The organism is Kiritimatiellaceae bacterium (genome assembly GCA_013141415.1).
Classification (GTDB): Bacteria; Verrucomicrobiota; Kiritimatiellia; order Kiritimatiellales; family Tichowtungiaceae; genus Tichowtungia.
Window position 1 is genome coordinate 150,165 of the sequence record JABFQY010000003.1, and the last position, 12,999, is coordinate 163,163.

The window sequence follows — 12,999 nt, forward strand, 5'->3', positions numbered from 1 at the left end:
ACGGATGTAATTCTGTGATGATGGCAAAAGCCGCTCCGGATTCCGGAGCGGCTTTTTACTTTTCAGCGCAGAGCTTATTTGCCGAGGTAGAAGTCGTCCACTGCGATGAACTCATCTGTTCCGGCTGCGATCCCGTCGCTCCAGACAAGTACAAGATAGTAATCGTAGCCGGTTGAGAAGTCCACGGCTCCTAAAAAAGTCTGCCAGTCAAACTCTGTGGCCGCAACATTGCCGCTGTCGTAAAGCAGCGTGCCGCTGGCGGTTTCAGTTGTCATCGCATAGCTAAAGCTCGTTCCGCCGTAAACTTTCACCTTTAATGTGTCGCTGGTTCCTTGATGAGTGGCGCGGAACCGGATGATTCCGGCTCCTTTTACTTTTTTCGAGTCTGCAATAGACTGTGCCATCGCCGGATGTGTTACTTGAGAAACTCCGCAAAAAGGAAAGCTCCACTCATTCGCCCGGTCCCACTGCCAGGAACGTTTTATTCCAACACACCAGCCGAGATTAGCGGTTGTGCCATCTACGGCACTCACCTCGGTATGCGCATGTTCCATCAGCGGGTCGACAACCAAATTGACACTTGCTCCGACGTGCACGGTCACCGTTGCCGATGCGATTGCGCCAAGTGTGTCGCTGACGGTATAAGTGAATGTATCCGTTCCGCCCGTCCAGCTGGACTGCGGCGTATAAACAACATTTGTGGTGGTGAACAAAACCGTTCCGTGCGCACCTTGCGTTACACCCGTCACAACCAGCGACTGGAAGTCCGGATCAGTATCGTTATCCAGTACGCTCACAGTGACCGCCTTGTTCGTTACCGTGAAGACCTCGTCATCGCGCACAACCGGCGCGGCATTCGGCGGCGGAAGCGGGATGTTCTGCGTCACCTGTAACCGGTAGAAATACGTCCCGTTATGGGTGGATACATCTGTGAACGTGTTGACTGGCGGTGTCGCCGCAATGTGATGCGCCACCAGTTCTGTAAGACCGCCAGCCAGATTGGTGGAACCCCAAATGGAATAGCTTCTATTCGAGACGCTGTCCCACGTGATCTGCAACCGGTTGCCGCTCAGCGGCTGTCCGCTGAGCTGCAAGATTGAATCCGCATTGGCCGGATCGGTTCCAGCTATGATTTCCAGATTATCGGCAAGGCCGTCGGAGTCGGTATCTTTGGCGGACGGATTCGTTCCATAGGCGTATTCTTGCAGGTCGGTCAGACCGTCACCATCGGTATCACTCGTCGCGTTCATCGCCGTGAGATTTCCAGCCTGAGCCGTTTCCCACGTGTCAGGCAGTCCGTCGCTGTCGCTGTCTGTACCCGGTGAAGTAACGGATAGCGCCTTCGTATCAAACCCTTTCATTCCGTCGTTATCCCGCACGGTCAACTGAACGGTGCGTCCGCCGGTCGTTCCAAACGACGTGGTGTAGATTGCATTGGTCGAAACCACTGCACCGTTGACCCGCCATTCATAGGCGACAATCTGTCCGTCCAGATCCTGACTGCCGGTTCCATCGAAGGTGAATACCGTCGAGGTCGTTCCGGACGCAGGCGTGACGGTTGCTTTTGCCGCCGGAGCGCTTTCGGGTTGCCCGAAGCAGGCCACGCTGCCGTCCATGGCAGAAATATAAAGCGCGTTATTGGCGGCGGCCATGCCGTCATATACCGGCGGCGAGCTCAGCGTACACTCCGATACACGTTCACCGTTGGTCGGCGACACCGTCCAGAGCGATCCGCCCGCACGGCCTTCAAACGCGGCAAACGGATCGGCGCGGTTAAACACATCCGGCTGACCGGCTACAAACAGATAATCGCCAGCCCGCACCATCGCCTGAACCCGCAGAGGAACCCTCCGCCACCACGTGTACTGAGTCAACGGATGGGGGCGCAGTTCATTTTCCACACCGGCTTCAGCCAAAGCCGTGGTGCCTTTCACATTAACGTCCTGCGCAAACAGAATGTATCCCGACCCAGGCAGATAGGTGACTGAGAAATCTTTCTGTATGGTGTAAGCCTTAATGCCATAGGCTTTGGTTCCATCAACACAGAGCTGCTGAGCAAAAACGTTATTAAAGGCCCAGTCCTGCCGATGGTGCCACGAAGGATCTACAATCCGATTTCCATTGGAACGGAAATGGTCAGTACGACTGGATGCAGTCGCTTCAAGGTTGGTGGTGAAAACAGCTTCCCTCACAAACAGATTTGCGCCATCGCTGACGAACAGATCATTTTTCAACCCTTCATCATCTGTTCCGCCCTCATTGGTCGGCGCGGGAACTGCCGGCGATACATTCTCGATGCGGTTCGTGGCAAGAACCGCTCCGGTAAGCGCATTCAGTTTATAAAACCAAATGCCGCCATCCAGCCGCGATGAGTGACCGGCAGAACAGTAAACACTGCCATTATCAACCAGTACACTGCCCGGTACCGGCCAGACTGAAGAAACCTCTTCGAGTTGCATATTCCGGCAGTCCCGCGGGGCTGCCTGAAACCGCCAGACGAGTGCTCCGTCACTGGCGCGCAGACAATAAACCCGTCCGTCGCTGCAACCAAAAATCACACAGTCGCCCCAGACAGAAGGTGCGCTGTCCGCCGAGCCTCCCGCAGCATATTTCCAAAGAACCGCACCGGTCGTCGCATCCAGCGCACAAATTGTATGATCCGTTTTGTTTGCCACAAATAGACGTCCGCCGGCTATTACGGGCGGCGTCAGTTGCGCATTGGTTGCGACCGTTGTGCCCCATATCTTCTGCTGTTGTTTCGGAACAGACATCGTTGTGGCACTCAGGCGCTGTGTATTATACCGGTAAAGCGGCCAGTCATTGGATGAGGCCGTACTGCCGTTTACCGCGCCGAAAGCCGATCCAGTTGTCAGACGATTTGTACTGCTGAACGTGCGTCCGGCATCGGCCGCTGGGCCGGCATAACTGTAAAATCCATGCAGCATCGCACTGTAAACACAGGCACAGGCCGCCGGAGGAACATACATCAATCCATTGGCCGGAACCGGCCCCATGTTACACGTCCCGCGCGTCCAGTTGTTGAGCATATTGGTTGCACCGGTCAATGAGATAAATTCGACACCTTCCTGCGCGGCAATGATAAAACGATCCGTTGCCTTATCATCATGGCAGCGGTGATGATGACTGGCGTAATAGACATTCGACGCGTTAACAATAGACTGCTCAGCACCCGTCATCGGGTTGAGACCGGCGAGAATCATATCGGTTTTAAACGTCCAGATAAGATTCGTTGTCGCGAAAAGCTGGCTGGGTCTAGCAGTTACCCCGGTAGGACGGGTGTTCGCGGCAAACGGATACGACCACAGGAATTGGCCGTCCGAAGTGCTATAAGCAACCCAGCGACTGGATGCCCCTGCCTTCGTGACCACAACCGAACCGTTGTGAACGACAAACCCGCCGGGGGTAGAAGGTTTTGTTCCGTTTGATATCCACTGTTCTGTAAGCGTGGTCATGTCAAAACCATGAACACCATCGCTCCTCACCACACAAAGCTGATTACTGGAAATCGCTATGCAAAGCGGATTATAGCTTGAGTCCGACCACAGAAGAGTTCCGGTGTCCGGATCAAATATCATCAGCTTAGGATCTACAGACCGGAAAACGATCAGCTTCCCGTCACTGATGTAGGTTTCCTTGGTTGACTCAGTCCCGGTGAAGGTTCGTATGATTTCTCCGGTTGTGGCATCGAGTGCCACAATCGGCCCATCATAACTGAGCGTGCCGTAAAGCCGGTTTCCATCCACTACAAACCGGCGCTGTTGCGGGGAATCCACGGCCGGATTCATATCTGAACTTTCGAAGAATCCAAAAGGATGGTAGGGTGCCGCTCCCCACAATCCCATCGGTTTGCGCCACAAAATTTTTCCGTTAAACGCATCGCGGGCCATCAACGCCCATTTTTCCGGAAACCCGCCGCCGCCTGTAGAGGTTGGTGATTCATCTACCACATAGAAAATCTTCCCCCCTCCTGAGAGGACAAAGTGTACTGCCGGACTGCCGAAGTGGTATTTTGTCCAGAATGGCCAGACAAACCACTGCATACGGCGCAACGGAGCCCCTATCAGTTGATCATGAGAAACCCGAGTATTGCCCGGAGAATAACTATAGTGGGTCCAGTCATCCATCTCCGCCGGACGCGGCTTTATTTCGGCAACCCAATTTGTTCCCTGCAACCGGTAGGCTTTACCATTCGGCACCAGCACCCGCGCCACTTCCGCAGAACTCACATTGCACAGATTCTCCAGAATCAGCGCGTTCACAAAGTTGTTAATGAATGGCAGATCGGTTCCGTTCCATTCGTCCACCAGAACCTGACCGCTGTAGCCCTCGCTACGCAACGCCGTTCGTAAGATCGCCACGTTCGCTGTATTGGTATCCAGACCGATTGCGAAAAATGATTCGTTAGTCCCGAACTGACGCAACAGCGACCCGCCACCAACTTGAACCAGCACTCCGCCGGACAAGCCGGACAGGTTCGGTTCCAATGCAAAACTCTGAGCGAAAAGAAAAAGCAGACAAGCACCAGCCAAAGTCGCTCCACGCTTAAATGGCGGGGAAGTATCCATAACAACATTCTCCAATGTGAACCCGACCTGTTCCTTTCATAGTACAGAAAAATGGAAAAAAATGCCAGCGACGATTCTTTTTGCTTTCGCCCTCAGTAATCAACGCGCCAAAGAAATAGTCCATGAGGCCGGACGGTCAGCACTTCGTTCGTACGAATTCCGGTTTTTAGAAGCCGCTCCGCATCTTCCGGCTGTAATTCACCGATGCCAACCCGCAGGAGAAAGCCGGTGATACTGCGAACCATTTTATAGAGAAAACCTTCACCGACGACGCAGATGGTCATATCCCCTTCCCGCGTACGACTGACGGTCACTTTTGTGATCGTTTTTACAGTGCCTTCGATTTCGCGGTGAGGATTGGCAGTGAAGGCCGCGAAGTCGTGTTTGCCAACGAGATGTTCGGCCGCTTCGCGCATCGCCGCGATGTTCAGCTTGCGCCGTTCGTGTAAACGGTAAAGCCGAAGTTCCGGCGGAACCGCGTGGCCGTTCCAGATGAAGTAACGGTATTCTTTGCTCACTGCATCGTAGCGGGCGTTGAAATCCGGACGGACTTTTTCCATCTTCATGATACGGATGTCGTAATCCAAATGGGCGTTCAGCCCGTTCATAAATCGTCCAGTATCCACCGGCTCTTTCAGGTCAAAGTGTGCCACCTGCCCTTTGGCGTGAACTCCGGAATCCGTTCGTCCGGAATGGTGAATGCGGATGTGTTTACCGGTCATATGCTCAGTGGCACGTTCGACCTCTCCCTGCACGGTCGTCTTGCCCGGCTGAACCTGCCAGCCGGCATAGTTTGTACCGTCGTAAGCGATTGTCAGTTTGTAGCGTTGCATCATGGGATCCTATTTACCAAATGGTTTGACCACAGAATACACAGAAAACACGGAAGCAGGCATTCTGTTTTCCGGTTTCTGTGTTTTCTGTGTGTTCCGTGGTGAAAAATTCCTTTTCCAACATTCCTCTATTCCAACACTCCATCTCTCTGCTACGCTGTTTCGCATGTTCCAATACCAACAACGAAACCAGTATTTCGCCCAGATCGCCACCGGGTTCGAAGAAATCGCCAAAGCCGAGCTTGAAAGCCTCGGCGCAACGAACATCATCGAAGCCTACCGCGGGTTGCATTTTGAAGCCTCCCACGAGGTGCTTTGCCGCATCAACTACACATCGAGGCTCGTCGTCCGCGTCCTCGCACCGCTGGTGACCTTCGACTGTCACAGCGACAACTACCTCCACCAGACTGCACTGAAGCAGGATTGGAGTCAGTTCATGACGGTCAACGACACCTTCGCGGTGCATGCCGTCACGTCCAATACGCCGTCGCTGACTCACTCGCAGTACGCCGCGCTGAAAGTCAAAGACGCCATCTGCGACTTTTTCCGCAATAAAGAAGGCGGCCGACCCAACGTAGATGTCCAGAACCCGGATATTGGCATTCATCTGTTCATCCGCAACAGCCGCGCCACAATCAGCATCGATGTCTCCGGCGGCTCGCTCCACAAGCGCGGCTACCGCACCGTTTCGGTCGAAGCACCGATGCAGGAAACGCTGGCCGCCGCCATCATCCGGCTTTCCGGCTGGGACGGTGAACGTCCGCTGATTGATCCGATGTGCGGCGCCGGAACGTTGCTCTGCGAAGCCGCCATGCACTATTGCCGCATTCCCGCCGGAACCCTGCGCAAACAGCGCTGGGGTTTTGAACGGTTGCCGGACTTTGATTCCAAGGTCTGGAAAAAAGTGAAGACGGAAGCCGACGGCTTGATGCGCCCCCTGCCCGCCGGACTGCTGATTGGCAGTGACATGAATCGCGACGCGGTTCGCGCAACCCGCGCCAATCTCAACAATCTGCCGGGCTGCAAAGACCGGTTCCAGTGTTCAGAAAAACGATTTGAGGACTACCCGAAAATTGAAAATTCCACTCTCGTCGTCAATCCGCCCTACGGCGTGCGGCTTGGCGACCGCGAGTCCGCCGAAGCGCTGATGAAAGATTTCGGTGACTTCCTCAAGCAGCGTTGCACCGGCTGTACCGCCTACGTTTACGCTGGCGACCGTCAGCTGCTGAAAAAAGTCGGCCTTAAACCCGAGTGGAAAAAAGAACTCAACAACGGCGGACTGGAAGGCATGCTCGGAAAAATCGACCTCTACGCTTCGCCGAAAATAGAGAAATCAGCAAAGATTTAGCCCACGAATCATACGAATCTACACAAATACAAAACTGTGGAGTTAACCACAGAATACACAGAACACACAGAAGCTGGAGAAAACGAAACATGCCGGAAGAAAACAGAAACAGAAAATCCGTTTTCATTTTCTGTTTTATCCCGGCATAAGTTCCACATAGCGGAACGGCGGCAAAAGCCGCATTGGTTTTCTCGTTGTACTCTGCGGTCTCTGTGCCCTCTAGTGAACGAAGTGAACGGGTGGTGAAAATATTTTTCCGTGTTTTCTGTGTATTCTGTGGTGAAAATTCTTCATCTCAATTTTTGACGGTTCGTGGGCGATAAAAATGAAAAAAGTTTCTGAGGTTGACTGGGAAAACTGGAACCCGAAAGAGCGCGCCACGCTGATGTTTATTCTGCAGAATGGCCGGATGCTTTTGATCCACAAAAAGCGCGGCTTCGGCGCAGGCTATTTCAACGCACCAGGCGGACGGCTGGAGCCGGGCGAAACTCCGCTGGAATGCGCCGTACGCGAAACGCAGGAAGAGCTTTGCATCACGCCACTCAATCCGGTCCACGCCGGAACGCTGATGTTCCAGTTCATCGACGGACACAGCATTCACGGCGAAGTGTTCACCGCCACTGAATTTACGGGCACGCCGACCGAAACCGACGAAGCGATTCCGCACTGGTTTCCGGTCGATGCGTTGCCGTGGGAAAACATGTGGGCCGACGATCCGGTCTGGTATCCGAAACTGCTCGCCGGAGAAAAATTTACCGGCCGATTCACCTTTGACCACAAAATGATGCTCGACCACGAGCTGATCGGATGCTGAGTGCAGGAAAAACAAAAGACCTTTAAAAACCCCTATAAAAAATTCGAGCCGAAGGGGCTGACGATTCTCTACGAGGATCGCGATATTCTGGTCGCGGACAAAGTAAGCGGCCTGCTGACCATGAGCGACGGCAAAGCGCCCGGCAGTACGGCACATGAACTGTTGAACAACTATGTCCGCCGGGGAAATCCGAAATCCAAAAACCGGATTTATATCGTGCATCGTCTGGATCGCGAAACCTCCGGAGTGCTGGTGTTTGCCAAGACGGAAGCGGCCAAGCAATACCTTCAGGATGAGTGGCAGGAATTCCAGAAGAAGTACTACGCCATCGTCTGCGGAACTCTGGCAGAGAAGGAAGGCGTCATCACCTCCTATCTGGCGGAAAACAGCGCCTTTAAGATGTATTCGGTCTCCGATCCGAAAAAAGGCAAGCTGGCCAAAACCGGCTACCAAGTATTGAAAGAATCGCCGGGCTTCAGTCTGCTGGAGATCGAGCTTTTCACCGGCAGAAAAAACCAGATTCGCGTCCACCTCGCGGACAAAGGCTGTCCGGTGGCTGGCGACGCGAAGTACGGCGCAAAAGAAAAAAGCTTCAAAAAGCTCACGCTCCACTCAGCTTCACTGACTCTCACTCATCCGTTTTCAAAAGAGAAAATGACGTTCACCGCGCTGGTACCCGCTTACTTTGAATCGCTGGTGAAAGGCGCACAGAAAATCTGTAACGCGGAACTGAAATAAAGAATTCTATGGAGTGCGCAGGCTTGCCTGCGCTTTATTCACCGAAGCTTGCTTCGGCTGATTTAAAAAAGGACAACATAATGAGAAACAACGATATCTTACGCCGCCTCCGCTACACCTTCGACTTGAAGGATTCAAAAGTAATCGCCCTGTTCGCCTTGGCGGAACTTCCGGCAACGTGGGAACAGATCAACGCCTGGCTGAAAAAAGACGATGATCCGGCCTATCAGGAATGCAGCGATACTCAGCTGGCGGCTTTCCTGAACGGATTCATCATTGATAAACGCGGCAAAAAAGACGGGCCACAGCCCGCGCCGGAAACGGTTCTGACCAACAACGTCATCTTGATGAAACTGCGCATCGCATTAACCCTGAAAGCCGAAGACGTGCTGGAAATCATGGGTCTGGCCGACATGCCGATCAGCAAACATGAACTCAGTGCGTTCTCCCGCAAGCCGGATCACAAACACTACCGCGACTGCAAAGACCAGATGCTGCGCAATTTCCTGAAAGGCGTGCAGATTAAATACTGCTCCGCACTGTAGAAACCTCGTTGTAGCCGAGGTCCCTGACCTCGGATTTCGGCGGGGTCACGGCCCCCGCCCTACACCGCCGGAAGGAAAACGGAAAAAGTTGAACCTTCTCCGTAGCGGCTCTGGACGGAAACCGTTCCGCCGTGCGCCTGAGCGATGTGTTTCACAATGGAAAGGCCCAGACCGGTTCCGCCTTCCTGCCGACTGCGACCTTTATCCACACGGTAGAAGCGTTCAAAAAGCCGTTCGAGATGTTCTTTTTCAATTCCGTAGCCCTGGTCTTTTACGGACAGCACAACACCGCCGTTTTCAGAGTGCGCGCTGACGACAACGTTCTTGCCGTCGGCACTGTACTTGACGGCGTTGCCGATCAGATTAATAAGCGCCTGCTCGACGAGCGGTGGATTGACGACGGAAGTTAATTCTTCGGGGCACTCGACGCAGATGGTGATATTCTTTTCAGCGGCGCGCCGGGCGCAGACTTCGACGGCGGAATTCATGAGTCCGCAGAGTCCGGCTTTCTGCATTTCCATCCCCTCCTTGCCGCCCTGTTCGAGGCGCGAGAGCATAAGCAGGTCTTCAATGATCGCGTTGAGCCGGTCGGCGTGTTTGGCGACAATTTTCAGGAAGCGCTCGGCTTCAACCGAATCGTTGATTGCGCCGTCCAACAGAGTTTCTACAAATCCTTTGATGGTGGTGATCGGCGTTTTCAACTCGTGCGAAACGTTGGCGACGAAGTCGCGCCGCAAGTTTTCAAGCCGGCGCAGGCGGGAGACGTCGTTAAAGACCACGACGGCACCTATACGCCGGTTTTGCGCTCCGAGCAGATTGGTTCCGCACGCCTGGAGGTAATAGGCCTGATGGTTCTGGATAGCCAGTTCGCACTCGCGGGTCTCCTGTCCTTCAAGAACTTCGGCGACAAACCGCTGCAATTTGACGTTCCGGAAAACTTCTTCAATACTTCGGCCTGCTGCGGTTTCAGGCTGAAACACATTAAAGAACTGTGCGGCGGCTTTATTCAGACTGATGATGTGTCCGTCGGTGTCCACCGCCAGCACGCCCTCGACCATACTGGAAAGCACGGCTTCGCGCTGGTTGCGCTCGTTACTGACCGTTTGCAGACGTTCTTCAAGCTGTTCCGCCATCTGATTCATCGTTTCGGCCAAAGCGCCGACTTCAGCAGATCCGAGCACGCGAAGCCGGTACGAGAAATCGCCTGCGGCAAACCGCTCAGCGCCCTGTCTGATATTTTCAAGCGGCTTTGAGATGCGGCGCGAAACAAACAGGCTCAGGAGCGCCGCCAGAAGAAGAACTACGATACAACCCCACAGCAGACTGCGCTCGATCCCGCTAAGCACTTCATTCATCCGGAGCAGCGGCATCGCCATGCGAACCACGCCGACCAGCGTATTGTCGCGATAGACAGGCACCGCAACATAGAGCATGGATTTACGGACACTGCTGCTGAACCGCGTCGACTGTCCGGTACGGCCTTCTTCAATCGCAGTCTTCACTTCCGGGCGGTCGCGGTGATTTTCCATCTGCTCGCGCGACTTGGCCGACTCGCCGGCGACCGTTCCGTCCGGAAGAATCAGCGTGACGCGCGCTGACGATTTGGCGCCGAGTTTAACCGCCGTGTCGTTGAGATAATCCAGGTTGTTTGCATCGAGGCGGTCGCGCACCTGTTCGGCAGAGAACAAAGCCAATGACTCCAGATTCTCCGCGACCTGCTTGCGGTAGAAGCGCTCCAGAGCGGACGTGAAAACGGCAAAACAGACCAGCAGCGCAAAAAAAGTGATAATGAGGTGGCCGGGATAAATCTGCCAGAAGATGCGCCGCGTCTGCATAGCTATTCCTCATCCTTGAAGCGATAGCCGATGCCGCGCACGGTTTCGATGTAGTCGCCTGCCTTTTTCAGTTTTTTGCGCAGGCCGACAATCTGCACATCAACCGAACGTTCGGTGACAGGATAGTCTTCGCCATGTACCGCATCCACGATCTGATAACGGGTAAAAACCCAGCCCGGACGGCGGGCCAGAAAATGAACAATTCCGAATTCGCTGGCGGTCAGATCAACCGGTTTCCCGCCGACCGTTACTTCGTGACGGCCCGGATGAATAACCAGATCGTAAATGCGTAGTACGCCTTCCGCATCCGGCGTCGCTGGGGCAGCTTTCCGCCGCAAGACAGCTTTTACGCGCGCCACCAGAACTTTCGGGCTGAACGGTTTCACGACATAGTCTTCCGCGCCGAGTTCGAGACCGGCAACGATGTCGCTCTCTTCGCCGCGGGCCGTCATCATGACGACCGGAATATCGCGGCTGTCGGCGTTCTGCTTCAGTTCGCGGCATATCTGCAAGCCGTCTTTGCCGGGCAGCATGAGATCAAGCAGAATCATATCCGGTCTTTTCTGCGCGACGGCCTTCAGACCGGCTTCGCCGGATTCCGCCTCAGTCACGGCAAAGCCTTCGCGCTCCAGATTGTAGCGCACCAGTTCGCGGATATCCTCTTCGTCTTCGACAATCAGAATTTGTGTTTTTGCAACTGCCATACGAACGAACCTTTTCTCCGCATTCCTGCGGGCAAAACCGCCTGTAAGATTTTAGATGGTCGCTTCGGGACGGTGGCGCACGATGGTTCCTTCAACCAGATAAATAACGTCTTCTGAAATATTGGTGGCGTGATCCCCAATCCGCTCGATATTGCGTGATACCAGCAGCATGTCGAGATAACAGCTGATTCGGGCAGGATACTGCAAAATCTGCGCTTCCACAAAACGGCGGACCTGACTGCAAAGGCGATCCACCTCATCATCCGACCCGCAAACCGCTTTGGCCAGCCCGGCATCAAAATTCACAAAAGAATTCAAACAGTCGCGCACCATATCGCGAGCCCGCGTTGCCGCATGTCCAAGTTCATCCGGCATCGTCAGCGCCGGTTCTTTACACATTTTGACAGCACGTCTGGCAATATTGGTCGCCAGATCGCCGATCCGTTCCAGATCGTTATTGATCTTGAGCACCGCCGTCAGGAAACGGAGGTCGGCCGCCACGGGCTGATAAAGCGCCAGAATCTTCAACGCTTCTTCCTCGACCTCGACCTCAACCTGATCGACGTCGAAGTCGCCGCGAATGACCTGCTGAGCAAGCTGTTCATCGCGAGTTAACAGCGCCTTGACTGAAAGAATGAGACTCTCCTCAACCTGTGCACTCATCATCAGAATTTGTTTTTTCAGTTTTTCGACTTCGTTAATAAAAACCTGAGACATAAGTTTCTCCTTATCCAAACCGTCCGGTCACATAATCCTGCGTTTCCCGCAGGTGCGGATTTTGAAAAATCGTACTGGTCGGGCCGAACTCAATCAGCCGTCCGAGATACATAAAAGCGGTATAATCACTCACCCGCGCCGCCTGTTGCATATTGTGTGTCACGATCACAATCGTATACTCACCGCGCAGATCGGCAATCAGATCCTCAATTTTATTTGTGGCAATCGGGTCGAGCGCCGAACAGGGTTCATCCATCAAAAGCACTTCCGGCTCGGCGGCAATGGCCCGGGCGATACATAGACGCTGTTGCTGTCCGCCGGACATGCCGAGAGCACTTTCGTTCAGGCGATCCTTGGTCTCTTCCCAGATCGCCGCGCCGCGCAGACTGCGCTCGCACACTTCGTCGAGCACCGCTTTGTTACGTTCGCCGTCGATCCGGAGCGGATAAATGACGTTTTCGTAAACGCTCATCGGAAACGGATTGGGTTTCTGAAAAACCATCCCCATCCGCTTGCGCAGCTCGATGACATCTACGGACGGCGCATAGACCGGTTCGCCGTTCAGCGTCATTTCGCCGTTAATCCGCACGGTGCTGAGCAGATCGTTAATCCGGTTGATGGAGCGCAGCAACGTGGACTTGCCGCAGCCGGACGGGCCGACCAGCGCAGTGACTTTCCCCTTCGGGATAATCATGTTGATATCGAAAAGCGCCTGTTTTGCGCCATACGAAAGATTGAAGTTCGACACCTCAAGCAGTGCCGTCTCGTTTTTCAGCACATCGTGCGTTTCGGTCGGAAACGTTTTTCCGGCGGCAATCTCCGCGAGGCGGTTTGATTTCTTTTTCGACAGGCTTTGCACATCCATAAAACGCTCCTTCA

The 12,999-nt window shown here is 54.1% G+C and carries 10 protein-coding genes; 4 read left to right on the forward strand and 6 right to left on the reverse strand.

The window, feature by feature from the left end; all coding sequences use genetic code 11:
• Nucleotides 1-74: 74 nt before the first annotated feature.
• Both HOO88_04910 and truA read right to left on the reverse strand, forming a co-directional pair.
• The gene (locus tag HOO88_04910; GenBank protein NOU36090.1) at nucleotides 75-4,586 is read right to left on the reverse strand and encodes a PQQ-binding-like beta-propeller repeat protein; all 4,512 of its coding nucleotides are present in this window, start codon (nucleotides 4,584-4,586) and stop codon (nucleotides 75-77) included.
• Between the two features lie 92 nt (nucleotides 4,587-4,678).
• The gene (gene truA, locus HOO88_04915) at nucleotides 4,679-5,422 is read right to left on the reverse strand and encodes a tRNA pseudouridine(38-40) synthase TruA (GenBank protein ID NOU36091.1); all 744 of its coding nucleotides are present in this window, start codon (nucleotides 5,420-5,422) and stop codon (nucleotides 4,679-4,681) included.
• 163 nt (nucleotides 5,423-5,585) lie between these two features.
• On the opposite strand from truA, the gene HOO88_04920 reads away from it, so the two are divergent.
• The 4 genes from HOO88_04920 to HOO88_04935 all read left to right on the forward strand — a co-directional run bounded on the left by HOO88_04920 (nucleotide 5,586) and on the right by HOO88_04935 (nucleotide 8,864).
• Nucleotides 5,586-6,767 carry a class I SAM-dependent RNA methyltransferase gene (locus tag HOO88_04920; GenBank protein ID NOU36092.1) on the forward strand — a complete coding sequence of 394 codons (1,182 nt, stop codon included), beginning with the start codon at nucleotides 5,586-5,588 and terminating at the stop codon, nucleotides 6,765-6,767.
• A 325-nt stretch (nucleotides 6,768-7,092) separates the two neighbouring features.
• On the forward strand, nucleotides 7,093-7,581 hold the full coding sequence (locus tag HOO88_04925) for an 8-oxo-dGTP diphosphatase (protein NOU36093.1): 489 nt from the start codon (nucleotides 7,093-7,095) through the stop codon (nucleotides 7,579-7,581).
• Nucleotides 7,582-8,319 (forward strand): RluA family pseudouridine synthase, encoded by a 738-nt coding sequence (locus HOO88_04930; GenBank protein NOU36094.1) that lies wholly within the window; start codon nucleotides 7,582-7,584, stop codon nucleotides 8,317-8,319.
• An 80-nt stretch (nucleotides 8,320-8,399) separates the two neighbouring features.
• Nucleotides 8,400-8,864, forward strand: coding sequence for a DUF1456 family protein (locus HOO88_04935; protein ID NOU36095.1), 465 nt, complete (start codon nucleotides 8,400-8,402; stop codon nucleotides 8,862-8,864).
• Between the two features lie 59 nt (nucleotides 8,865-8,923).
• On the opposite strand, the gene HOO88_04940 is transcribed toward HOO88_04935, so the two are convergent.
• From HOO88_04940 to pstB, 4 genes are read right to left on the reverse strand one after another with little or no spacing between them, the layout of a single operon-like run.
• Nucleotides 8,924-10,699 (reverse strand): HAMP domain-containing protein, encoded by a 1,776-nt coding sequence (locus HOO88_04940; GenBank protein NOU36096.1) that lies wholly within the window; start codon nucleotides 10,697-10,699, stop codon nucleotides 8,924-8,926.
• A gap of 2 nt (nucleotides 10,700-10,701) precedes the next feature.
• Nucleotides 10,702-11,403 (reverse strand): response regulator transcription factor, encoded by a 702-nt coding sequence (locus tag HOO88_04945; protein ID NOU36097.1) that lies wholly within the window; start codon nucleotides 11,401-11,403, stop codon nucleotides 10,702-10,704.
• Between the two features lie 51 nt (nucleotides 11,404-11,454).
• Entirely contained in the window at nucleotides 11,455-12,120 is a 666-nt protein-coding gene (gene phoU, locus HOO88_04950; protein NOU36098.1) for a phosphate signaling complex protein PhoU, read from the reverse strand.
• A 10-nt stretch (nucleotides 12,121-12,130) separates the two neighbouring features.
• Nucleotides 12,131-12,985 (reverse strand): phosphate ABC transporter ATP-binding protein, encoded by an 855-nt coding sequence (pstB, locus tag HOO88_04955; protein ID NOU36099.1) that lies wholly within the window; start codon nucleotides 12,983-12,985, stop codon nucleotides 12,131-12,133.
• Nucleotides 12,986-12,999: the final 14 nt, after the last annotated feature.

What these genes read in the sequence shown, in the direction of transcription:
- truA (NOU36091.1), bottom strand. Translation starts at nt 5,422, where the DNA reads ATGATGCAACGCTACAAACTGACAATCGCTTACGACGGTACAAACTAT.
- pstB (NOU36099.1), bottom strand. Translation starts at nt 12,985, where the DNA reads ATGGATGTGCAAAGCCTGTCGAAAAAGAAATCAAACCGCCTCGCGGAG.
- HOO88_04940 (NOU36096.1), bottom strand. Translation starts at nt 10,699, where the DNA reads ATGCAGACGCGGCGCATCTTCTGGCAGATTTATCCCGGCCACCTCATT.
- phoU (NOU36098.1), bottom strand. Translation starts at nt 12,120, where the DNA reads ATGTCTCAGGTTTTTATTAACGAAGTCGAAAAACTGAAAAAACAAATT.
- HOO88_04945 (NOU36097.1), bottom strand. Translation starts at nt 11,403, where the DNA reads ATGGCAGTTGCAAAAACACAAATTCTGATTGTCGAAGACGAAGAGGAT.
- HOO88_04935 (NOU36095.1), top strand. Translation starts at nt 8,400, where the DNA reads ATGAGAAACAACGATATCTTACGCCGCCTCCGCTACACCTTCGACTTG.
- HOO88_04910 (NOU36090.1), bottom strand. Translation starts at nt 4,586, where the DNA reads ATGGATACTTCCCCGCCATTTAAGCGTGGAGCGACTTTGGCTGGTGCT.
- HOO88_04920 (NOU36092.1), top strand. Translation starts at nt 5,586, where the DNA reads ATGTTCCAATACCAACAACGAAACCAGTATTTCGCCCAGATCGCCACC.
- HOO88_04925 (NOU36093.1), top strand. Translation starts at nt 7,093, where the DNA reads ATGAAAAAAGTTTCTGAGGTTGACTGGGAAAACTGGAACCCGAAAGAG.